This is a genomic window from Marilutibacter aestuarii (assembly GCF_006546775.1).
Classification (GTDB): Bacteria; Pseudomonadota; Gammaproteobacteria; order Xanthomonadales; family Xanthomonadaceae; genus Marilutibacter; species Marilutibacter aestuarii.
The window spans coordinates 43,483-64,948 of sequence record NZ_VICE01000133.1; the positions used below are offsets into that span (position 1 = coordinate 43,483).

At 70.3% G+C, this 21,466-nt stretch carries 22 protein-coding genes; 14 read left to right on the forward strand and 8 right to left on the reverse strand.

The genetic code is table 11. The features are described from left to right. Positions 1-51: 51 nt before the first annotated feature. The 5 genes from FKV25_RS13940 to purU all read left to right on the forward strand — a co-directional run bounded on the left by FKV25_RS13940 (position 52) and on the right by purU (position 5,766). Positions 52-501 carry a MarR family winged helix-turn-helix transcriptional regulator gene (locus FKV25_RS13940; RefSeq protein WP_141519398.1) on the forward strand — a complete coding sequence of 150 codons (450 nt, stop codon included), beginning with the start codon at positions 52-54 and terminating at the stop codon, positions 499-501. A 4-nt stretch (positions 502-505) separates the two neighbouring features. After that, positions 506-1,951 (forward strand): efflux transporter outer membrane subunit, encoded by a 1,446-nt coding sequence (locus tag FKV25_RS13945; RefSeq protein ID WP_141519399.1) that lies wholly within the window; start codon positions 506-508, stop codon positions 1,949-1,951. A gap of 32 nt (positions 1,952-1,983) precedes the next feature. Continuing rightward, positions 1,984-3,213, forward strand: a complete 1,230-nt coding sequence (locus FKV25_RS13950) for an HlyD/EmrA/EmrK family protein (RefSeq protein WP_141519400.1) — start codon at positions 1,984-1,986, stop codon at positions 3,211-3,213. Between the two features lie 8 nt (positions 3,214-3,221). Beyond that, on the forward strand, positions 3,222-4,808 hold the full coding sequence (locus FKV25_RS13955; RefSeq protein WP_141519401.1) for a DHA2 family efflux MFS transporter permease subunit: 1,587 nt from the start codon (positions 3,222-3,224) through the stop codon (positions 4,806-4,808). A 106-nt stretch (positions 4,809-4,914) separates the two neighbouring features. Then, positions 4,915-5,766, forward strand: a complete 852-nt coding sequence (gene purU, locus FKV25_RS13960) for a formyltetrahydrofolate deformylase (protein WP_141519402.1) — start codon at positions 4,915-4,917, stop codon at positions 5,764-5,766. 18 nt (positions 5,767-5,784) lie between these two features. Here purU and radA read toward each other — a convergent pair whose 3' ends face one another. Beyond that, the gene (gene radA, locus FKV25_RS13965; protein ID WP_141519403.1) at positions 5,785-7,206 is read right to left on the reverse strand and encodes a DNA repair protein RadA; all 1,422 of its coding nucleotides are present in this window, start codon (positions 7,204-7,206) and stop codon (positions 5,785-5,787) included. A 128-nt stretch (positions 7,207-7,334) separates the two neighbouring features. Between radA and FKV25_RS13970 the strand changes: the two genes are divergently transcribed. Further along, positions 7,335-7,754 carry a VOC family protein gene (locus FKV25_RS13970; protein WP_141519404.1) on the forward strand — a complete coding sequence of 140 codons (420 nt, stop codon included), beginning with the start codon at positions 7,335-7,337 and terminating at the stop codon, positions 7,752-7,754. An 18-nt stretch (positions 7,755-7,772) separates the two neighbouring features. Here the strand turns inward: FKV25_RS13970 and FKV25_RS13975 are convergent, their stop codons facing one another. Next, positions 7,773-9,068 carry a nucleotide sugar dehydrogenase gene (locus tag FKV25_RS13975; RefSeq protein WP_141519405.1) on the reverse strand — a complete coding sequence of 432 codons (1,296 nt, stop codon included), beginning with the start codon at positions 9,066-9,068 and terminating at the stop codon, positions 7,773-7,775. Between the two features lie 153 nt (positions 9,069-9,221). Between FKV25_RS13975 and FKV25_RS13980 the strand changes: the two genes are divergently transcribed. The 3 genes from FKV25_RS13980 (at position 9,222) to FKV25_RS13990 (ending at position 11,286) form a co-directional block, all read left to right on the forward strand. Further along, entirely contained in the window at positions 9,222-9,764 is a 543-nt protein-coding gene (locus FKV25_RS13980) for a phosphoglycerate mutase family protein (protein WP_170218650.1), read from the forward strand. 91 nt (positions 9,765-9,855) lie between these two features. Continuing rightward, positions 9,856-10,716 (forward strand): pirin family protein, encoded by an 861-nt coding sequence (locus FKV25_RS13985; RefSeq protein ID WP_141519407.1) that lies wholly within the window; start codon positions 9,856-9,858, stop codon positions 10,714-10,716. Between the two features lie 114 nt (positions 10,717-10,830). Then, positions 10,831-11,286 carry a hypothetical protein gene (locus tag FKV25_RS13990; protein WP_141519408.1) on the forward strand — a complete coding sequence of 152 codons (456 nt, stop codon included), beginning with the start codon at positions 10,831-10,833 and terminating at the stop codon, positions 11,284-11,286. Positions 11,287-11,633: 347 nt separating this feature from the next. On the opposite strand, the gene FKV25_RS13995 is transcribed toward FKV25_RS13990, so the two are convergent. Then, the gene (locus tag FKV25_RS13995) at positions 11,634-11,933 is read right to left on the reverse strand and encodes a hypothetical protein (RefSeq protein WP_141519409.1); all 300 of its coding nucleotides are present in this window, start codon (positions 11,931-11,933) and stop codon (positions 11,634-11,636) included. A gap of 85 nt (positions 11,934-12,018) precedes the next feature. On the opposite strand from FKV25_RS13995, the gene aqpZ reads away from it, so the two are divergent. Continuing rightward, the gene (gene aqpZ / locus FKV25_RS14000; RefSeq protein ID WP_141519410.1) at positions 12,019-12,753 is read left to right on the forward strand and encodes an aquaporin Z; all 735 of its coding nucleotides are present in this window, start codon (positions 12,019-12,021) and stop codon (positions 12,751-12,753) included. 64 nt (positions 12,754-12,817) lie between these two features. On the opposite strand, the gene FKV25_RS14005 is transcribed toward aqpZ, so the two are convergent. From FKV25_RS14005 to FKV25_RS14025, 5 genes are all read right to left on the reverse strand, one after another. Beyond that, on the reverse strand, positions 12,818-13,144 hold the full coding sequence (locus FKV25_RS14005) for a DUF3861 domain-containing protein (RefSeq protein WP_211345449.1): 327 nt from the start codon (positions 13,142-13,144) through the stop codon (positions 12,818-12,820). Beyond that, a complete protein-coding gene (locus FKV25_RS14010) occupies positions 13,144-14,007 on the reverse strand; it encodes a pirin family protein (RefSeq protein WP_141519411.1) in 864 nt (287 codons plus the stop codon). The genes FKV25_RS14005 and FKV25_RS14010 overlap by 1 nt, the downstream gene beginning before the upstream one ends. Before the next feature lie 250 nt (positions 14,008-14,257). Further along, positions 14,258-16,414 carry a bifunctional 23S rRNA (guanine(2069)-N(7))-methyltransferase RlmK/23S rRNA (guanine(2445)-N(2))-methyltransferase RlmL gene (rlmKL, locus tag FKV25_RS14015; RefSeq protein WP_141519412.1) on the reverse strand — a complete coding sequence of 719 codons (2,157 nt, stop codon included), beginning with the start codon at positions 16,412-16,414 and terminating at the stop codon, positions 14,258-14,260. Further along, positions 16,411-16,953 carry an alpha/beta hydrolase gene (locus FKV25_RS14020; protein ID WP_141519413.1) on the reverse strand — a complete coding sequence of 181 codons (543 nt, stop codon included), beginning with the start codon at positions 16,951-16,953 and terminating at the stop codon, positions 16,411-16,413. Before FKV25_RS14020 ends, rlmKL begins: the two co-directional genes overlap by 4 nt. Positions 16,954-16,955: 2 nt before the next feature. After that, the gene (locus FKV25_RS14025; protein ID WP_141519414.1) at positions 16,956-17,486 is read right to left on the reverse strand and encodes an MOSC domain-containing protein; all 531 of its coding nucleotides are present in this window, start codon (positions 17,484-17,486) and stop codon (positions 16,956-16,958) included. 72 nt (positions 17,487-17,558) lie between these two features. On the opposite strand from FKV25_RS14025, the gene FKV25_RS14030 reads away from it, so the two are divergent. The 4 genes from FKV25_RS14030 to FKV25_RS14045 all read left to right on the forward strand — a co-directional run bounded on the left by FKV25_RS14030 (position 17,559) and on the right by FKV25_RS14045 (position 21,326). After that, positions 17,559-18,119 (forward strand): N-acetylmuramoyl-L-alanine amidase, encoded by a 561-nt coding sequence (locus FKV25_RS14030; protein ID WP_141519415.1) that lies wholly within the window; start codon positions 17,559-17,561, stop codon positions 18,117-18,119. Positions 18,120-18,219: 100 nt separating this feature from the next. Further along, on the forward strand, positions 18,220-19,116 hold the full coding sequence (gene tesB, locus FKV25_RS14035; RefSeq protein WP_141519416.1) for an acyl-CoA thioesterase II: 897 nt from the start codon (positions 18,220-18,222) through the stop codon (positions 19,114-19,116). Positions 19,117-19,118: 2 nt separating this feature from the next. Then, the gene (locus FKV25_RS14040; protein ID WP_141519417.1) at positions 19,119-20,003 is read left to right on the forward strand and encodes a hypothetical protein; all 885 of its coding nucleotides are present in this window, start codon (positions 19,119-19,121) and stop codon (positions 20,001-20,003) included. Between the two features lie 99 nt (positions 20,004-20,102). After that, a complete protein-coding gene (locus FKV25_RS14045; RefSeq protein ID WP_141519418.1) occupies positions 20,103-21,326 on the forward strand; it encodes an RNA polymerase sigma factor in 1,224 nt (407 codons plus the stop codon). The last annotated feature ends 140 nt before the right edge of the window (positions 21,327-21,466 follow it).

The following is a 21,466-nucleotide window of genomic DNA, read 5'->3' on the forward strand; positions in this document are numbered from 1 at the left end:
GGCCATATAGTTGCCTTGACAACTATTGCGCGGGCTACGAAAATGGCGCCCATGAACACGCCAACCCCCTGCTCGGGCTCCTCGCTGGGCCTGCTTTTCCGCCAGGTGCGGGACGCCATGTGGGCCCGCATGGCCCGGGAGCTCGCCGATGCCGGGCACGACCTGAGCTTCAGCCAGTACATCACCATCAAGAAGCTGGCCGAGGGCAGCCAGGGGGCCAGCGAGCTGGCGCGTGCCGCCGAGCTCAATCCCGGCGCCATGACGCGCCTGCTCGACAAGCTCGAGGCCCGCGGCCTGCTGGCCCGCAACGCCGACCCCGCCGATCGCCGCGCACTCGTCATCGAGCTCACCGATGCCGGCCGACGGCTGTGGGTGGACGTGAACGAGTGCGGTGCCCGTGTCCGCGAACAGGCGATGAAGGACATGGATGCCGACGAACAGGCGCAACTGCTGGCCCTGCTGGTCCGCGTCCGCGACAACCTCACCGCCTACGGGGCCTGAACCCATGCGATCGAACTTCCTCCCCTCCCGGCTCGCCCTCCCCCTGCTCCTGGCCAGCCTCGTCGGCTGCGCGACCAGCGGCGGCCTGGAGCCCGTGGGCCAGCTGGCCCCCGCCGACGGCCTCGCCGCGCGCGAGAGCCTGGCCGGCCACGCGGCCGAGGGCGCCGCCTTCCCGGACATCGACTGGTGGACCGCCTTCGGCGACCCGCAACTCGATGCGCTCGTCGAGGAAGCGCTGCGCGGCAATCCCAGCCTGGACGCCGCCGACGCGCGCCTGCGCCAGGCCAGCGCGCGTGCCGGCCTGGCCGACGCCCAGCGCAAGCCGACGGTCGGCGCCACCGCCCAGTACTCGGGCCTGAGGATCGGCGAGACCGTGGCGCCCGAACCGATCGGCGGCCAATACAGCGGCGTGGAGCTGCTGAGCCTGGGTTTCGACCACAGCTTTGACTTCTGGGGCGGCAAGCGCGCCCAGTGGGAGGCTGCGCTCGGCCAGGCCCGCGCGGCCGAAGTCGACGCGCAGGCCGCGCGCCTGTCGCTGTCGGCCAACATCGCCCGGGCCTACGTGGCACTGGCCGCTGCGTACGATGACCTGGACGTGGCGCGCGCGGAAGAAGCGCGCGCGACCGGCCTCCAGGACCTGAGCGGGAAGCGCGTCCGCGCGGGGCTGGACAATCGCATGCAACTCGAGCGGGCGCAGGCGAGCGTCGCCTCCGCCCGCCAGCAGGCCCAGGCGGCCCGGCAACGGATCGACGCCGCGCGCAACGCGATCGCCGCCCTGCTCGGCCAGGGTCCAGACCGCGGCCTGGCGATCACCCGCCCGACCCTGCTGCAGGCGCCCGCGCCCGGGGTGCCCGCCGTGCTGCCGAGCGAACTGCTGGGCCACCGCCCGGACATCGTCGCCGCCCGCTGGCGCGCCGAAGCCGCGCTGCGCGGCATCGACGCCAGCGAGGCCGCGTTCTACCCGACCGTCAACCTCAAGGCGATGGTCGGCCTGGCCTCGATCGGGCTGTCCGACCTGTTCCGCACCGAAGCAGGCCTGGTACAGGGTGGCCCGGCGATCAGCCTGCCGATCTTCGACGGTGGCCGCCTGCGCGCCCGCCTCGACGAGAGCGACGCTGGCTTCGACCTCGCCGCCGCCGATTACAACGGACGACTGGCCGTCGCCCTGCGCGAGGTGGCCGATGCCGTCCAGGGCGCAAGCGCGCTGGATGCGCGCATCGCCACCGCGACCGAAGCGCGCGATGCCGCCGACCAGGCCTGGCAGCTCGCCACCCAACGCTACGACGCCGGCCTGGGCACCCAGCTCGACGTGCTCGCGGCGCAGCAACCACTGCTGCAGCTCGACCAGTTGCTTGCCGGCCTGCGCGCCCAGCGCCTGGTCGCCGCGATCGACCTCGACGAGGCCCTGGGCGGCGGCCTCGAGCTGCCCGCGCCGGCTTCCACCCACTGAACGCCCGTCCCCGGATCCCCCAAGGCACACCGATGACCCGCAAGATCAATCCCAACGCACATGACGCCCCCGCCGCGCCGCCGGCACGCAACGGCAAGCGCCGCAAGGCCCTGGCGATCCTCGCGACCGTCGTGGTCGTGGCAGGCATCGCCTGGACGGCCTGGTACCTGCTCGTCGCCCGCTGGCACGAGAGCACCGACGATGCCTATGTCCAGGGCGACGTGGTGACCATCACCCCGCAGACCCCGGGCACGGTGACCGACATCGGCGCCGAGGAAGGCATGAAGGTCCGCGCCGGGCAGACCCTGGTGCAGTTGGACCCCAACGACGCCGACGTCGCCTACCAGCAGGCCCTGGCCAACCTCGCCGGCACGGTGCGCCAGGTACGTGGCCTGTACAGCGCCGTGGATGCCGGCCAGGCCCAGCTCAGGGCACAACAGGTGGCGCTGGACAAGGCACGCGCCGACGTGCGCCGCCGCGAGGGCCTGGTGGCCAGCGGCGCGGTCTCGGCCGAAGAGCTGGCGCATGCCCGCGACCAGCTCGCCGCCGCGCAGGCCGCCGTCGCGGCGTCCAGCGGCGACCTCTCGCGCAACAAGGCCCTGGTCGATGCCACCGAAGTCGCCAGCCAGCCCCAGGTCCAGGCCGCCGCCGCGCAACTGCGACGCGCCTACCTCGACAAGCAGCGCTCGGCGATCCTCGCTCCCATCGACGGCTTCACCGCCAAGCGCACCGTGCAGCTGGGCCAGCGCGTCCAGCCCGGCACCCCGCTGATGACGGTCGTCCCGCTGGACCAGGTGTGGATCGAGGCGAACTTCAAGGAAACCCAGCTGGCCCACATGCGCATCGGCCAGCCGGTCAAGCTGCATGCCGACATCTACGGCGACGCCGTCGAATACGACGGCCGCATCGCCAGCCTCGGCATGGGCACCGGCAGCGCGTTCTCGCTGTTGCCCGCGCAGAACGCCAGCGGCAACTGGATCAAGATCGTCCAGCGCGTGCCCGTCCGCATCGAGATCGATGGCCGCCAGCTCGCCGAGCACCCGCTCCGACTGGGCCTGAGCATGCATGCCGACGTATCCGTGCGCGACCAGGACGGCCCGGTGCTGTCCGAGGCCCGCGACACTACCGCACCGGTGCTGTCGACGCGTACCTATGCCAACCAGCTGGCCGAGGCCGACGCCCTGATCGAACAGGTCATCAAGGACAACCTGCCGCGCAGCGCGCGCGCGGCGCGCGGCGACCAGGCGGCGGGCCAGGGCTGAGCACCGCCATGACGGACATCATCGCCGAAGAGGAACGGATGGGCCTGCCACCGGGCCCGGAGCCGGCGGCCAAGGCGTTCGCGCCCCCGAACATGGCGCTGGCCACGATCGGCATCTCGCTGGCGACGTTCATGCAGGTGCTCGACATCACCATCGCCAACGTGTCGCTGCCGACCATCGCCGGCAACCTGGGCGCCAGCGCCAACCAGGCGGTCTGGGTGATCACCTCCTTCGCGGTCAGCAACGCGATCGCGCTGCCGCTGACCGGCTTCATGACGCGACGCTTCGGTGAGCGCAAGCTGTTCATGTGGGCCACCTTCGCCTTCGCGATCGCGTCGCTACTGTGCGGCCTGGCCAGTTCGATGGGCATGCTGGTCGCCGCGCGCGCCCTGCAGGGCTTCGTCGCCGGCCCCATGTACCCGGTCGCGCAGGCCTTGCTGATCTCGATCTATCCGCCGCACAAGCGCGGACAGGCCATTGCCCTGCTGGCGATGGTGACCGTGGTCGCACCGATCGCCGGGCCGGTGCTCGGTGGCTGGATCACCGACAACTACAGTTGGGAGTGGATCTTCTTCATCAACGTGCCGATCGGCATATTCGTCAGCCTGGTCGTTGGCAACCAGTTGCGCGGCCGTCCGGAGAAACTGGACCGGCCGAAGATGGACTACGTGGGCCTGGCGACCCTGGTCATCGGGGTCGGCGCGCTGCAGGTGCTGCTCGACCTGGGCAACGACGACGACTGGTTCGCCTCGACACGCATTGTCGTGCTGGCGATCGTGGCGGTGGTCGCGCTGGCGGTGTTCGTCATCTGGGAGCTTACCGAGAAAGACCCCGTCGTCGACCTGCGACTGTTCCGGCACCGCAATTTCGCCAGTGGCACCGTGGCCCTGGTGCTGGCCTACGCCGCCTTCTTCAGCATCGGCCTGCTGGTGCCGCTGTGGCTGCAGCGCAACCTGGGCTACACCCCCATCTGGGCCGGCTTCGCCACCGCGCCGATCGGCGTGCTGCCCGTGCTGCTGACGCCGCTGGTGGGCATGTACGCGACCCGGTTCGACCTGCGCATGGTGTCCAGCCTGGCCTTCATCGCCATGGCGGTGACCTGCTTCATGCGCGCGGGCTTCAACCTCGACGTCGACTTCGAGCACGTCGCCACGGTGCAGTTGTTCCAGGGCCTGGGCGTGGCGTTGTTCTTCATGCCGGTGCTGACGATCCTGCTGTCGGACCTGGAGCCGCACGAGATCGCCGCCGGATCGGGCCTGGCCACCTTCGTGCGCACCCTGGGCGGCAGCTTCGCCGCGTCCCTGACCACCTGGGCCTGGAACCAGCGTGGCACCGTTCACCACGCGCGTCTCACCGAGCACATCCAGGCCGCCGACCCGGCGATCCAGCAGACCGTCGGCGTGCTGGGCCAGGGCGATCCGCAACGCGGCGCGGTGCTGCTCAACCAGATGATCTCCCAGCAGGCCATGCAGATCGGCTTCAACGAGATCTTCCACCTGCTGGGCATCCTGTTCCTGGTGGTGATCCTGTTCGTGTGGTTCGCCCGCCCTCCGTTCACGGCCAAGGCCGCGGGCGCCGCGGCCGGCGGACACTGAGCGGTCGCTCGCCCCCCGGCCCGCCCGGGGGGGCGATGGTTTCAGCGGTAATTTCCCCGCCGCACCGATTGCGCTATACAGGGCGCCCGCCCCTGTCGCGCCCACCATGTCCGAACACGCGCTCACCCTGTCCTGCCCCGACCGGCCCGGGATCGTCAACGCGGTCACCGGGGAACTGCTGCGGCACGAAGGCAACATCCTCGACGCGCAACAGTTCGACGACGTCGAGAGCGGGCGCTTCTTCCTGCGTTGCGTGTTCGCGCTGCCGGAGGGCCGCTTCGACGCGTTCCAGCGCGACTTCGCCAGCCTCGCCACGCGCTTCGACATGGACTGGACCGCTCGCGACCGCGGGGTGCCGCGTCGGGTGATGCTGCTGGCCTCGAAGTTCGACCATTGCCTGGCCGACGTACTCTATCGCTGGCGCACCGGCGAGCTGGACATGGACGTCACCGCGATCGTCTCGAACCACCCGCGCGACGCTTTCCGCCACCTGGACTTCGACGGCGTTCCCTTCCACCACCTGCCGGTGGACAAGGCCAGCAAGGCCGCGCAGGAGCAGGCGCTCGGCGCGCTCGTCGACGCCACCGGAACCGAGCTTGTCGTCCTCGCGCGCTACATGCAGGTGCTCTCGGACGGCCTGGTCGCGCGCCTGGCCGGCCGCTGCATCAACATCCACCATTCGTTCCTGCCCAGCTTCAAGGGCGCGCGCCCCTACCACCAGGCGCACGCGCGCGGGGTCAAGCTGATCGGCGCGACGGCGCATTTCGTCACCGCCGACCTGGACGAGGGCCCGATCATCGAGCAGGACACCCAGCGCGTCGGCCACCAGCACACACCCGACGACCTGGTACGCATCGGCCGCGACATCGAGCGCCAGGTGCTGGCGCGCGCCCTGCGCAACTGGCTCGACGACCGCATCCTGCTCAACGGCCACCGCACGGTGGTGTTCGGCAACTGAAGCGATCGCAGGGCGCGTTCAGGCGTGCTCGAGCGCGTCGGCCAGGCGCTCGACCGCGATCACCTGCATCTCGCCGACACGCCCCGACTTGGGCGCGTTGCCACGCGGGACGATCGCCCGTTTGAAGCCGTGCGTGGCCGCTTCCTTGAGGCGCTCCTCGCCATTGGGCACCGGGCGGATCTCGCCGGACAGGCCGACCTCGCCGAATGCAATGGTCTGCGCGGGCAGCGGCGCATCGCGCAGGCTCGACAGCACCGCCAGCAGCACCGGCAGGTCGGCGGCGGTTTCCTGCACGCGGATGCCGCCGACCACGTTGACGAACACGTCCTGGTCGCCGACGCCGACGCCACCGTGGCGGTGCAGGACCGCCAGCAGCATCGCCAGGCGATTGCCTTCCATGCCCACCGCGACACGCCGCGGATTGGACAGCGGGGAGGCGTCGACCAGCGCCTGCACCTCGACCAGCAGCGGCCGCGTGCCCTCGCGCGTCACCATCACGCAGCTGCCGGGTTGCGGCTCACGGCTGCCCGACAGGAAGATCGCCGAAGGGTTGGGGACTTCGCGCAGGCCCTTGTCGCCCATCGCGAACACGCCCAGTTCGTTGACCGCGCCGAACCGGTTCTTGAACGCGCGCAGGACCCGGAAGCGGCTGCCGCTCTCGCCCTCGAAATACAGCACCGCGTCGACCATGTGCTCGAGCACGCGCGGCCCGGCGATGCCGCCCTCCTTGGTGACATGGCCGACCAGGAAGACCGCGGTGCCGGTTTCCTTCGCATACCGGACCAGGCGCGCGGCACTCTCGCGCACCTGGCTGACCGAGCCCGGGGCGGCGGCCAGCGATTCGGTCCACAGGGTCTGCACCGAATCGGCCACGATCAGTCGCGGCTGGCGTTCGGCGGCCTGCTCCAGGATCTTCTCGATCGAGGTCTCGGCCAGGGCATCGACGCCGTCCAGCGGGAGGTCCAGGCGCGCGCCGCGGCCGGCCACCTGCGACAGCGACTCCTCGCCGGTCACGTAGAGCGACGGCAGCGTGGCCGCCATCTTCGCCACCGCCTGCAGCAACAGGGTCGACTTGCCGATGCCCGGGTCGCCGCCGACCAGCACGACCGCGCCATGCACGAGGCCGCCACCCAGGACGCGGTCGAGCTCGCCGATGCCCGTCGACACGCGCGCCGCCTCGGTATGGCGGACATCCTTGAGCGCGGTCACGCGTGGCGGATCGACCTTGCCGGCCCAACTGCTGCGCCGCGAGGCCGCGCCCTTGGCGACGGCCGCGGCGGGCTCCACGACGAATTCGCCCAGGGTGTTCCAGGCGCCGCAGTCGGCGCACTGGCCCTGCCACTTGTTGTGGTCCGATCCGCACTCCGAGCAGACGTAGGCCACGCGGGCCTTGGCCTTGCCGGAGGGCTTGGCGGACGATCGGGGCGATGGCGTCGACATAGCAGTTCGATCAGAGGGGAGGCCCCCACTTTACCCGCCCCCGGTCGCACGCCGCGAGATCGCGCGCGCGCGTTGCATGCTCGGCTAGACTCGCCACTGTCCGCCCTGCGCCACGATCGAGTGCCCCCATGCCGCTGTCGCCCTTCCACCTTGCGATCCCGGTCCATGACCTGCCGGCGGCGCGGCGCTTCTACGGCGAGGTGTTCGGCTGCCGCGAAGGCCGCAGCGCCGCGCAGTGGGTCGACTTCGACTTCTTCGGCCATCAGCTGGTGATCCACGAAGCCCCCGCGCGCATCGACGCGGCCCACCGCAACCCCGTGGACGGCCAGGCGGTGCCAGTGCCGCATTTCGGCGTGGTGCTGCCATGGGAGGCCTGGGAAGCGCTGGCGGAGCGACTGCGCGACCACGGCATCGACTTCGTGATCGAACCGGGCATCCGCTTTCGCGGCGAGGTCGGCGAGCAGGCGACGATGTTCCTGCTCGACCCCTGCGGCAATGCCCTCGAGTTCAAGGCGTTCCGCGATATCGGCCAGTTGTTCGCGAGATAGCCTCGCGATGGACGGGGCCTACAGGCGGCCGTCGGCCGAGCCGGCGGGCAGTACCGACTTGACGTCGTACACCACGCAACCCGGTTTGCCATATGCACGCACCGCGTCGAGCCCCCCGTCGAGGAACTCGCGGTGGGGGACCGCCAGCACGACGGCGTCGTAGGCGCCCACCGCGGGGGCGTCGACCAGGTCGATGCCGAGTTCGGCCCTGGCTTCGGCGGGATCGGCGAGCGGATCGTGCACGTCCACGCACGCATGCGACGCGCGCAGCTCGCGCACGATGTCGGTCACCCGCGTGTTGCGCAGGTCCGGGCAATCCTCCTTGAACGTGAGGCCGAGCACGAGGATCCGCGAGTCGACCACGTGCAGGCGCTTGCCGGCCATCAGCCGCAGCACCTGGTGGGCCACGTGCAGGCCCATGCGGCTGTTGATCCGCCGCGCGGCCAGGATCAGCTCCGGGTGGTAGCCCAGCACCGTCGCCTTGTGGGTCAGGTAGTAGGGGTCCACGCCGATGCAATGCCCGCCGACCAGGCCCGGGGTGAAGGGCAGGAAGTTCCACTTGGTGGCGGCGGCATCGAGCACGTCGCGCGTATCGATGCCCATCATGTTGAAGATCATCGCCAGCTCGTTGACCAGGGCGATGTTGACGTCGCGCTGGGTGTTCTCGATCACCTTCGCCGCCTCGGCCACGCGGATGCTCGGTGCGCGATGCGTGCCCGCGGTGATCACGCTGCGATAGAGGGCGTCGACGAAGGCCGCGGCCTCCGGGGTCGAGCCCGAGGTGACCTTGGTGATCGTCGCCAGGCGGCGCACCGGGTCGCCCGGATTGATCCGCTCCGGGCTGTAGCCGCAGAAGAAGTCTTCGTTGAAGCGTAGTCCCGATACCGCCTCGAGGATCGGCACGCAGACCTCCTCGGTGGTGCCGGGGTACACGGTCGATTCGTAAATCACCGTGTCGCCCGGCTTGAGTACCGAGCCCACCAGGCGGCTGGCGGCCTCCACCGCGCCCAGTTCGGGGCGGTTGGCCTCGTCCACGGGGGTTGGCACGGTGATCACGTGGACCGTGCAGTCGGCGATGGCGTCCGGCCGGTCGGCGAACACCAGGCGCGACGCGCCGGCGAGTTCTTCGCTGCGTGTCTCGCCGGTCCGGTCGTGGCCGGCCCGGAGCTCCTGGATGCGGCGTGCGTCGATGTCGTAGCCGACGGTCGCGAACCGCGCGCCGAAAGCCAGCGCGAGCGGGAGCCCGACATAGCCCAGTCCGATGACCGCGACCCTGGGGTCGCCCGACTCGATCGCCTCGATGTCCAACTGCATTCGCGCCTCGATGTGCCCGCGGGGCCTGACATCCTAATGCCGCGCGCGGCCGGGCGGTCGATCCACGGTCACAAGCCGGCAAGCCGACGCTAGACTCGGGGCGTGGCGCCGGCCTTCCGACCGGCCGCGAGGGCTCCGCCGATGGCGATGACGATGTCCATGCGCACCCTGTCCGCGCTGGCCTGCATCCTGGGCCTGGTCCTGGCCAACGTGGGCTGTCGCCATGCTGGGGCCGACACGACGGACACGCCATCGCGCTTCGTGGTCGTGCGGCATGCCGAGAAACTCGCGCCCCGTTCCGACGCCGACAACGACCCCGCGCTCACGGCGGCCGGGCTGGCGCGCGCCGATCGGCTGGCGCGCTCGCTGCAGGACGCGGACGTGGTCGCGGTGTACGCCACGGGGTACCGGCGCACGCAGCAGACCGCGGCGCCCACGGCGGCGGCGCACGGCCTGGCCGTCCGGACATACGACGCACGCGCGTCCGTGGATGCCTACGCCAGGCAGCTTCGCGCCGAGCATGCCGAAGGCACGGTACTGGTGGTCGGACACAGCAATACGGTGCCCGGGATCGTGGCCGCGCTGTGCGGCTGCCCGGTGCCGCCGATGAGCGAAGCCGAGTACGACCACCGCTACTACGTCGAATTCGACGCGAAGGGCAGCCCCCGCATGTCGGACCGCCCGTACACGCCATGACGTGCGCGACGGCAACGCAGCGTTGCAGCGGCTTGGCCCACGCGTCACGCCGGGGATGCGATCCTCGCCATTCCCACCAGAGCCCAGGCCCATGACTACGATCATTGCCCCCCGCGTACACGACCTCGGCGGCTTCCAGGTACGGCGCGCGGTGCCGAGCCTGCAGGCGCGCAGCGTCGGTCCGTTCGTCTTCGTCGACCACATGGGACCGGCGACCTTCCAGCCGGGACAGGGCGTCGACGTGCGCCCCCACCCGCACATCGGACTGGCGACCGTGACCTTCCTGTGGTCGGGCTGCATCAACCACCGCGACACCCTCGGCAGCGACCAGGACATCCGGCCCGGCGACGTCAACTGGATGACCGCCGGGCGTGGCATCGCCCATTCCGAACGCACTCCCGCCATCCTCCGGGAAGGCGAGCACCCGCTGCACGGCATGCAGACCTGGGTGGCGTTGCCCCTGTCCGACGAAGAGACCGCGCCGGCCTTCCACCACCACCCCGCCGACACATTGCCCGAGCTTCGTCACGACGGGCGCTGGCTGCGCATCGTCGCCGGCCGCGGCTACGGCGAGGAGTCCCCGGTGAGGGTCTTCGCCGACACCCTGTACGTGGCGATCGACCTGGACCCGGAGGCGGAAATGTTCCTCGAGGCCAGCCATCCGGAACGCGCGCTCTATGTCCTCGAGGGAGAGGCCCAGCTCGATGGCGCCGACATCCCCGACAAGCACCTGGTGGTGCTGGAGCCCGGCAGCCGCCCGCGGCTGCGGGCGCGCAGTCCGCTCAAGGCCATGTTGTTGGGTGGCGAACCCCTCGACCGTCCCCGCCACATGTGGTGGAACTTCGTGTCCAGCTCGCAGGAGCGGATCGAGCAGGCCAAGGAGGACTGGGTGGCCGGTCGTTTCGGCCGGATCGAGGGGGACGACGAGTTCATTCCGCTGCCGGAGCGCTGAGGCAGGGCCGTAACATCTGAAACAATATCCGGTAAAATTTGTCAATCCCCTCGGAGTGTTTTATGGTCGGGTTGTGATCACCGGCCTGTTTTGGCCCTACAGGGGGGAATCCAGATGAAGACGACGAGGGGAGTCCTGTTGCTCTGCGTGCTCGGATTGGGCGCCTGGAGCCAGGCAAATGCACAGACGGCGGCCGAAGGCTGCCCGATCCTGCCCGCCAGCACGGGCCTGACATGGGAATACAGCAGCGCCGGGGATGCGGACTTCTGCCGCGCCCTGCGCGAGGACGGCTCGGAAGCCTTCGGGATGTACATCAGCAAGAAGCCGGGCTTCGAGCCCAAGCGCGGCGATCGCGAGGAAGAAGGTCGCGTCGACGGCCAGCAGATCCACTGGTACCGCAGCGAACTGGCGGGCAAGCCGGACATCATCGCCCGCGAGACCCTGGTGAAGGTTGGGCGCGACCGCACGGCGCACATCTGGGTGCAGGCGGAGACGCAGGATCGCCTGAACCAGGCATTGCAGGCGACCCAGCTGCTGCAGTTCCCGAGCGCACAGCTCACCAGCAACTGAGCCCGCCTCCACGGCAATGCATCGAAAGCCGCCCCGCCGGGGCGGTTTTTTTTTCGCGCCCCAGCCAGTGTGCAAGCGCATGTCGCGGTTGACTCCAGCTCGCACGATGGGCTGCGCGAAGCGAAACCCGTCGGCGGCGGTGGACGTGAGCCACGGTGGGTATCGCCTTCGGCTCGACCCACCCTACGGCTGCGCTGCAGCCGAATCCCCTCCGGCACCCCACACACACCGTCATTCCAGCGAAGGCTGGAATCCAGCACCGTAGGATAGGTAGCGCCAAGCAAAACCCATCGTTCGTCTTGCGTGCAATCCCGCGATGGTGGGTTTCGCCTTTGGCTCTACCCACCCTACGAGGCGTTGCCGTTGCCGTTGCCGTTGCCGTTGCCGTTGCCGTTGCCGTTGCCGTTGCCGTTGATTTTGACCTCCGCGACTTTCAGGACGCCGAGGCACGCAGGGGACCGGTTCGGCGAAGCCGGACCGGCGGCCGATGGAGCCGGCGGTTTTGGTTCCTCTTGCCAAGACAAAAGGGATTCGCACACGCAGCGGGCGAAAGCCTTTGACTTTGCCCGCAATACGGAAACCGGGTGCGCCTCGCTTACCCGGGCTACGCGGGGATCGGTGTCGATCTCGGTCTCCGGGATCGTCACGCCATGAACACACCAAGCTCACATGACCTCTAGTTTCATCCTGAATGGTGGCCAAACATGTTGGCTTTCTCGGGAGGGCAGGACCATGATCAAGAGACTGGGTGCGGAGTTCATCGGTACGTTCTGGCTGGTGTTGGGAGGCTGCGGCAGCGCGGTGCTGGCGGCGAATTTCGGCGGGGATGGCAATCCCCTCGGCATCGGCTTCCTTGGCGTCGCATTCGCGTTCGGCCTGACCGTACTTACCGGCGCCTATGCGCTGGGCCACATCTCGGGCGGCCACTTCAATCCCGCCGTCAGCTTCGGCCTGTGGGCCGGTGGGCGTTTTCCGGCGCGCGACCTGTTGCCCTACATCGTCGCGCAGGTGCTGGGCGGCCTGTTCGCGGGCTTCATCCTCTGGCAGATCGCCAGCGGTTCGGCCGCGTTCGCGTCGGACCCGGCGGCGGCGGGCAATTTCGCCAGCAATGGCTACGGGACCCTTTCACCAGGCGGCTACACCGTCGCCGCCGCGTTCCTCTGCGAAGTGGTGATGACCGCCATGTTCCTGGTGATCATCATGGGAGCGACGCACAGTCGTGCCCCTGTCGGCTTCGCGCCGATCGCGATCGGCCTGGCACTGACCCTGATCCACCTGATCAGCATCCCGGTCACCAACACCTCGGTGAACCCGGCGCGGTCGACCGGCGTGGCCCTGTTCGCGGGCAGCGGCGCGATCTCGCAACTGTGGCTGTTCTGGCTGGCGCCGATCCTCGGCGGCCTCCTCGGCGGCGTCTTCTACCGCTGGCTGGGACCCGAGCGTCCCGACGTGGTCGGCGGCGCCTGAGCCCACGCGTGAGCGATGGTGAAGGCCGCGCAATGCGCGGCCTTCGCTTTGCAGCCCTGCCCGTTCACTCCACCTGCTTCGCGGCGGCACGCGCCTTGCCTTCGTCCTTCAGGGCGCGGATGACCTCGCCCAAGGCGGGCTTGAACTGCTGCAGCAGGGCGTCCTGGCGATTGCGCAGCACGGCTTCGCCCAAGAGCTTGAGGCCCAGGGCGAACGCTGCCGCCTCGTCTTCGGTGCCGAAGCGACCCGTTGCGCGCTGGCGCTCGACGATCTCGAAGATGTCGTCATGGTTGCCGTCCTCGAACACCAGCGGCGGATGCAACGGGCCCTCCGCACGCGGCTGGGCCAGGTGCTCGAGGGTGACGCGGTAACGATGCTGGCGCACGGCCATCAGAAGCGGCCTTCCTGGAAGTCGATGAAGGCCTGCATGATCTCCTGCCGGCTGTTCATCACGAACGGGCCGTGGCGGACCACCGGTTCGCGCAGGGGGCGTCCCGCGACGAGGATCAGGCGCGACGGCGCGTCGCCGGCCTCGAGCACGACGCGCTCGCCACCCCCGAGCACCGCCAGGGTCTGTCCCGGCAGCTCACGGGCATCTTCGCCCTCGCCCAGCCGCACGCTGCCTTCGAAGGCATAGGCGAAAGCGCTGTGCCCGGCCGGCAGTTCGTACGCCCAGGTGGCCCCGGACTCCAGCGCGATGTCGAGGTAGACCGGATCGGTCGCCGGCTGTGCGATCGGACCGGCCACGCCATCGACTTCGCCGGCGATCACCTTGACGCCGACGCCCGGCGCCGGCGCGACCGACGGGATCCGCTCCGGCGCGAATTCCTGGTAGCGCGGCGCGGTCATCTTCTCCCGCGCAGGCAGGTTGACCCACAGCTGGAAGCCACGCATGCGGCCTTCTTCCTGCTCGGGCATCTCCGAGTGCACGAGGCCGCGGCCGGCGGTCATCCACTGCACGCTGCCGGGCACGAGGACGCCTTCGTTGCCGTGGTTGTCCTTGTGCCGCATGCGGCCGTCGAGCATGTAGGTCACGGTCTCGAAACCGCGATGCGGGTGGTCGGGAAAGCCGGCGAGATAGTCCTCGGGCTTGTCGGTCCCGAATTCGTCCAGCAGCAGGAACGGATCGAGGTCGGGCAGCATCGGGCTGCCGATGACGCGGGTAAGTCGCACGCCGGCGCCGTCCGAGGCGGGCTGGCCCCGGACCAGGCGGCTGGGATGCGCATTGCGGCTGGCGGTGGCTTGGGTGGACATGGTCTTGCCCTCGTGTCATGGGCCGGGATCGGCTGAGGACTAGGATGCGCGCGAATGCGGCGACCAGTCGCTGCATGTCGGCAGCGATTCGTTCCGCCAGCGGAACAATCACCCTTCACCGACACTGAGAAGCCCTCAAATGTCACCAATTTTGCGAGTGACGGCGTGCGGGCGCCGCGTAGCCCGGGTAAGCGAAGCGCACCCGGGCTTCGATGCCAGCGCCCCGGCATGGGCAGAGCCGAAAGCGCCCTCAGCGACGCCTGAGCCGCCAGCAGCGATGGATGCGGCTGTTGCGGGCGAAATCGGGTGGTAGCGTCTCGGGGCTGATTTCTTCGCAGTCCGCGAAGGCCGCGACCGCCGCCTCGTCCATGCGGAAGCGGCGGAAATTGTTCGAGAAGTACGCCACGCCGTCCGGCGCGAGGTGCGTGACCACTCCACGCAGCAGGCGGACGTGCTCGGCCTGGATGTCGAAGTCCTGGGCGCGCTTGGAGTTGGAGAACGTGGGCGGATCGCAGAACACCAGGTCGTACTCGCCGCTGGTGGCCTCGAGCCACTCCATCACGTCGGCCTGGACCAGCTGGTGCAGGCGGCCGCCGATGCCGTTGGCGGCCAGGTTGTCGGCGCACCACTGCAGGTAGGTCGCGGAGAGATCGACGGTGGTGGTCGCGCGCGCACCGCCCACCGCGGCCTGCACGGTGGCCGCGCCGGTGTAGCCGAACAGGTTCAGGAACCGCGTGTCATCGGCCTCCTCGAACAGGCGCATGCGCAGGGGGCGGTGGTCGAGGAACAGTCCGGTGTCGAGGTAGTCGAACAGGTTGACGCGCAGACGCGCCTCGCCCTCGCGCACCGGGAGGAACTCGCCGCGCGTGTCGAAGGTGCCGTACTTGCTGCCGCCCTTGCCACGTGCACGCGTCTTGAGCGCCAACTGCTCGCGCGGGACCTCGAAGACCTCGCGCGCGGCGGCCATCAGCTCGTTGCGACGGCGGCGCTGGTCGGCCTCGGGGATCGTCGCCGGCGCGGCGTATTCCTGGACGTGCAGGAAGGTGCGCGACGGCGACTCATCGGTCTCGTAGACGTCGATCGCGGCGGCGTACTCGGGCAGGTCGGCATCGTAGGCGCGGAAGCAGGTGATGCTCTCCTGCCGTCGCCAGGCCTTGAGCTTGCGCAGGTTGCGGCGCAGGCGGTTGGCCACCATCCGCGCACCCTCGTCCAGCTCCGGCCGGGATTCGACGACGCGCTGCGGCGGCGCCACCGGATCGACCGCGATCAGGCTGCACTCGATCGCGCCGTTGAACAGCTGGTAGACCTTCGCCGCGCGCAGGCCGGTGGCGCGTGCCAGTTCGGCGTCGCCGCAGAGCAGGCTCGCGCGCCAGGCCGGCACGGCACGGCGCAGCGCGTCGCCCAACGCGCGATAAAGCGAAGGATCGGCCGCCAGGCGCGCATCGTAGGGCGGGTTGCAGACCACCAGCCCTCTCGCCGCCGGATGCGCGGGCAGGCGCTCGATGTCGGCGTGGTCCCAGGCGATCATCCCGGTCAGGCCGGCGAGCGAGGCGTTGTCGCGCGCGGCGCGGATCGCCGCCGGATCGCTGTCGCTGCCGAAGAAACAGGGGCGCAATGCGTTCATGCCGGCGGCCTCGCGCTGGCGCGCCTCGTCGACCAGGCGCTTCCACGCGTCGATATCAAAGCCCCGCCACCGCGTCGGTCGCATCGCCCCGTAACGCGACAGCCCGGGCGCGGCGTCGGCCGCCATCAGCGCGCCTTCGATCACCAGGGTGCCGCTGCCGCACATCGGGTCGAGCAGCGCGCCGCCCTCGGCATGGATCCGTGGCCATTGCCCGCGCAGGAGCACGGCGGCGGCCAGGGTCTCCTTCAGCGGTGCTTCGCCCTGGTGCTGGCGCCAGCCGCGGCGGTGCAACGGGCCGCCGCCGAGGTCGACCGAGAGGATCGCCCGCCCCTTGCGGATGACGAGGTTGAGCCGAAGGTCGGGCGCATCGAGGTCGACGTCCGGACGCTGCCCGCTGGCCTCTCGCATCACGTCGACGACGGCGTCCTTGACCCGTTGCGCCGCGTAGCGCTCATGGGTGATGGCATCGCCCGACACATGCGCGTCCACGGCGAGGCTGTGCCCCGGCTCGAGGTGCTCGGTCCAGTCGATCGAGCGCGCGCCCGCGTACAGCGCCGCTTCGTCGGGGCAGTCGAACTCCAGCAGGGGCCACAGCACGCGGCTGGCCAGGCGCGACCACAGCACGGCCCGCTGCGCATCGACCAGGCGGCCGACGGCATTGACCCCGGCGACGGTGGCCTTGGCGCTCTCGCAGCCGAGGGCGGCCAGCTCGTCGGCCAGCAGGTATTCCAGCCCCTTGCCGCAACTGGCGAAAAAGCGCGCGGGCGCGGAGACGTCGTTCATGCGCGCCGGGACCGGCCCAGCGACGCCAGCAGCGCGGCGAAGGCCTCCGCGCTCGCGTCCACGTGCGAGGCCAGGCGATGGCTGTCGTCGACCAGCAGCAGGCGCGCGTGCCGCGTCTGCGCCCATGCGAACACGTCGCTGGCGGGGATCAGCTCGTCATGCCAGCCATGGACGATCGAGATCGGCACGTCGGCGGCTTCCAGTCGCGGCGCGTGGCCCATCTGCACCGGCGGCGCCATCAGGAACAGCCCGGCGACGGGCAACAGCGTCGACGCGCGCCCGGATATCCAGGCGCCGAGGCTCGAGCCCGCCAGTACCAGCGGTCCGCGCGCCGCGGCCGCATGCGCCAGGCCGATCAGGCGCTGCAGGCGGGCAGCCACGTCGCCCAGTTCGCTGACGTCGCGGCGGGCGTCCAGGTCGGTGTAATCGGGGCGATCATGGGTCCAGCCCAGGTGTTCGGCCGCCTCGGCAAGCGCGGTGACCTTGGTCGCGTCCGGGCCGCTCTCGAAGCCGTGCGACAGGATGCAGTGTCCGCGCATGTTCAGCTGCCCTCGCCCACGGTGGCCGCGGCGTCCGCCGGCAGTGCCTCGACGGCGTCGCCCAGGCGCAGCGCGCCGCCTTCGACGATGCGCGCGCACAGCCCGCCCATGCCGCGCATGGCGTTGTAGCCGCCCGCGCCCAGCGCGTCTTCCATGCGCGAACACGGATCGCAGGGTTCGGTGCCTTCCAGCACGGCGTCGCCGATGCGGAAGCGGCGTCCCTTCAATGCGACCAGCGGGATCCCGGAGACCACCAGGTTGCGGCGCAGGGTGGCCGGCGACACGGCGTCGTGTCCGGCCAGCGAGGCGATCGCGGGCAGGTGTTCGGCCTGGATGAGGGTCAGGCCGCGCTTGCCGCTGCCGCCGGCGTAGCGGTCGCCGACCAGGCCGGCGCCCGCGACCGCGCGGGCCTCTTCGACGGCGTCCATCGGCACGTCGCGGGCCGGGCGCAGGCCGATCCATTCGACCCGACCGGACCGGGGCAGTCGGGCCATCAGCTGGCCCAGTGGGGAATCGGCGGGGGGCAGTTTCATGCGGGGCTCGTGGCTGGACCGGCGGCGCGACCGCGCGCGGCGGGGACGGTGGCGAATGGTAGCATCCGGGCCATGCCCGCCCCGCCGATCGTCCACTCGCCCCTGCCCTACGAGGCCCGGCTTCAGGCCCGGGACCGGGCCGCGATCGACCTCGTGGTGATCCACTGCACGGAACTGCCCGACCTGGCGACCGCGCGCGAGTTCGGCGAGCAGGTCCATTACGCCGGCAGTGGCACCGGCAACAGCGGGCACTTCTACATCGATCGCGACGGCAGCGTGCACCAGTACGTCGACATCGACCGCGTCGCCCACCACACGCGCGGCCACAACGCCCGCTCGATCGGCATCGAACTGGTCAACACCGGGCGCTGGCCGCGCTGGCTGGACGCGGAGCACCAGGCGATGGACGAGCCCTACGGCGAGGTGCAGGTCGCCGCCCTGCTGGGACTCCTGGAATCCCTGCGCGGGCAGCTCCCGGGACTGGCCTGGATCGCTGGCCACGAGGACCTGGACACGACCGAGGTCGAGGCCCGCGACGATCCCGGCAGGCGCGTGCGACGCAAGCGCGACCCGGGCCCACTGTTCCCCTGGAAGTCCGTACTGGCCACCTGCGGACTGCAGCGACTGGCCTGATCGCGGGCGGGGCGGGCGCGCCGCCGGGCCCTGTCGCACCGTGCAGGGTGCGCGCAGGTCGCCGGCTATACTGGCCCGCCCTGACCGCCGACGCCCGCGCATGAGCTCTGCCGTTTCCGAACTGATCGAACTGCTGTCGCTGGAGCGCCTCGAGGACAACCTGTTCCGTGGCCAGAGCCGTGACATCGGCACCAAGTACGTGTTCGGTGGCCAGGTACTGGGCCAGGCCCTGTCGGCCGCGCAGGCGACGATGCAGGACCCGCGCGCCGCGCACTCGCTGCACGCCTATTTCCTGAAGGCGGGGGACATCCGCGCGCCGATCGTCTACCAGGTCGATCGCACCCGCGACGGCGGCAGTTTTTCGGTGCGCCGGGTCACCGCGATCCAGCATGGCCAGCCGATCTTCTTCCTCGCCGCCTCGTTCCAGAAGCACGAAGACGGCGCCGCGCACCAGTTGTCGATGCCCGAGGTCCCCAAGCCCGAGGACATCGCCCCGGCCCCGGCGGTACCCGACGAGGTGATGAAGACGCTGCCGACCAAGATCCAGCGCTGGCTCTCGCGCGGCGGCCCGTTCGAGTTCCGCCACGTCTATCCGCGCGACGAGCTGCAGCCGCCCAAGCGCCCGCCTTACCAGCAGGTGTGGTTCCGCCTGGCGGAAAAGGTCGACGACGCGCCCGAACTGCACCGCGCGCTGCTCGCCTACGCCTCGGACTTCCACCTGCTCGGCACGGCCACTTTCCCGCACGGCATCAGCTACTACCAGCCCAACGTGCAGATGGCCTCGCTCGACCACGCGCTGTGGTTCCATCGTCCGTTCCGGGCCGACGACTGGCTGCTGTACTCGATCGACAGCCCCAGCGCGCAGGCCGGCCGCGGCCTTGCCCGCGGCCAGATCTTCGATCGCGAGGGCCGCCTGGTGGCCAGCACCGCGCAGGAAGGCCTGATCCGCGTGGTCGAGGACGCGGCGGCCGCGCTGCACGTTCCGGCGAAGCACTGAACATGCGCCAGGTATTCAGCAGTCCCCGCGTTGAGAACGTCGAAGCCGTCGCCCGGTTGCTGGCCGAGGCCGGCATCGAGGTCCGCATCACCGATGGCCGCTCGTACCGCGGCAATCGTCGCGGCAACTTCAGCTACCGCGACAGCAGCGGGCCGAAGGCGGCCGTCTGGGTGGTGCAGTCCAGCGACCAGGTCCGTGCCCGCGAGATCCTCCGCGAGGCGGGGCTGATCGACTCCACCCGCCAGCGCGACAGCTTCGTGGCGAACTTCCGCGAACCGGAAGCGACGACGGCAGGGGGCGATGCGCGTCAGCGCCGTGTGGTCCGCATCAAGTACGCCATGCTCGTGGTGCTGCTCATCGCCGCGGGCGCACTCACCGTGCACATGATCCGCAACCGTCCCCAGGCCACCGGCCCCGCGGTCAGCACGCCGACGATTCCGCAGCCATTGCCCGAGCGGCAGGAAGCGCGCGAGCCCTTCGACGGCAGCATCCAGCCCACCCTCACGGCGATCGCCGAGGCCGTATTCGTGCACGAGCTGGGCGGGGTCCGGCTCGACATCGCCTGCATGTCGGTCGACGGCCACGATGCACCCGCGCCGCTCATCGAGGCGGTGCAGGCGCGCCTGGGCGACACGGGCGTCCAGCTGGTGTCGTCGTCGAACTGCGAGCGCTTCGCCGACGAGGACCCCGGCAGCCGCCACCGGGCGAGCGGCCGGCCGGCGATGCTGGTCGACGTCGGGCGCTTCCGCGCGCACGCCGCCGACGCCGGCGAGGTGGAGTACACCGCGTACCACCATCGCCTGTTCGCGACCTACAGGACGCTTGAGGTGCGGCGCATCGAGGGCCGCTGGCAGGTCGTGAAGGTGTTGCGCGGCGCGTCGATCTGAGGCCACGCCGGGGCCGGGCGGCGGCACCGTCACGTTTTCCGCCGCGCTTCGTCTTGGGACCAGGATGCGCGGCCTTGGCGCATCGAACCGGAGAACCCCATGAACGCCATCGCCGCCGATTTCGACATCGACCAGCTGGTTGAACACCACCTGCCCGCCGCCCGGCGCGGCGACGGCGAGGCCTATGCCCGCATCGTCGGCGCCTGCCAGAACTCGATCACCGCCATCGCCCTGGCGATCGTCCGCGACGTGGCCACGAGCGAGGACATCGCCCAGGAAGCCTTCCTGAAGGCCTGGCAAGGCCTGGACACGTTGAAGAACCAGGCCAGCTTCCTGCCCTGGCTGCGGCAGATCACCCGCAATCTCGCCCGCGACTACCTGCGCGCCACCCGTACCCGCCCGATGACGGGCTCCGGCGCGGAGGTGGCGATCAACATGGCCGCCGACCCCTCGCCCTCGCCCGCCGAGCGCCTGTTGCGGACCGAAGAGGAGCAGGCGGCCGCCGACATCATCTCCAGCCTCCCCGAGGACAGCCGCGAGACCCTGCTGCTGTTCTATCGCGAGGGCCAGCGTTCGAAGCAGGTCGCCGCCCTGCTTGGCCTGAGCGACGCCGCCGTGCGCAAGCGCCTGTCGCGGGCGCGCGAACTGGTCCGTGCCGAAATGCTCGACCGCTTCGGCGAATTCGCCCGCGGCAGCGCGCCGGGCGCCGCCTTCACCGCGGTCGTGGTCGGCAGCCTGGCCATCGCCTCGCCCGCCGTGAGCGCCGCCGCAGTCATCGGCAGCGGTCTCGTGGGCGGTGGCCTGGGCAAGCTGGGCAGCGGCGCGATCGCCGGCAGCAGTGTGTCCGGTGGCGTCGCCGGTAGCGCGATGGCGGTGGTCGCCAACGCCGCCTTGCTGGATGCCGACACGGTCGCAATGGCGGCGCTGGGCGGGCTGGGCGGACTGGTCGGTGCCGCGGCGACGCTGTGGTACCTGCTGCGGCTGGCGCAAACCCCCGGCGAGCGCCAGCAGGTGCTGCGCTTCATGCGCCTCAATACCGTCACCGGGGCGGCGTGGGGCGGCGCGATGGTGCTGGCGTTCACGCTGGTGCCGCAGTGGTGGTCGCTCCCGATCGTCTTCCTGGCCGGCATGGGCCTGATCAACTACCAGTACCTGGTGCTGCTGCCGCGGATCATGGACCCGATCCTGGCCTACCCGGTGAACCAGCGCCGGCGTCGCTGCTACGAATACACCCTGGGACGAACCGCCGTGCTCTACAGCTCGCTGCTGGCGACGGCCGTCATCGCGATTGCCGTGGTGAGATCAAGCGACTTCCCGATCTGAAACCCGCCCACCCGCAGACAGCGCCCCGGGTCGGTCAGGACGCGACCCGCGCCTTCGCCGCAAGGAGCGCGCATGCGCGAAAAAAAGCAGGTACCCGAGGGTACCTGCAGGGCTCCCCCACAGGAGCATCCAAACTTGAC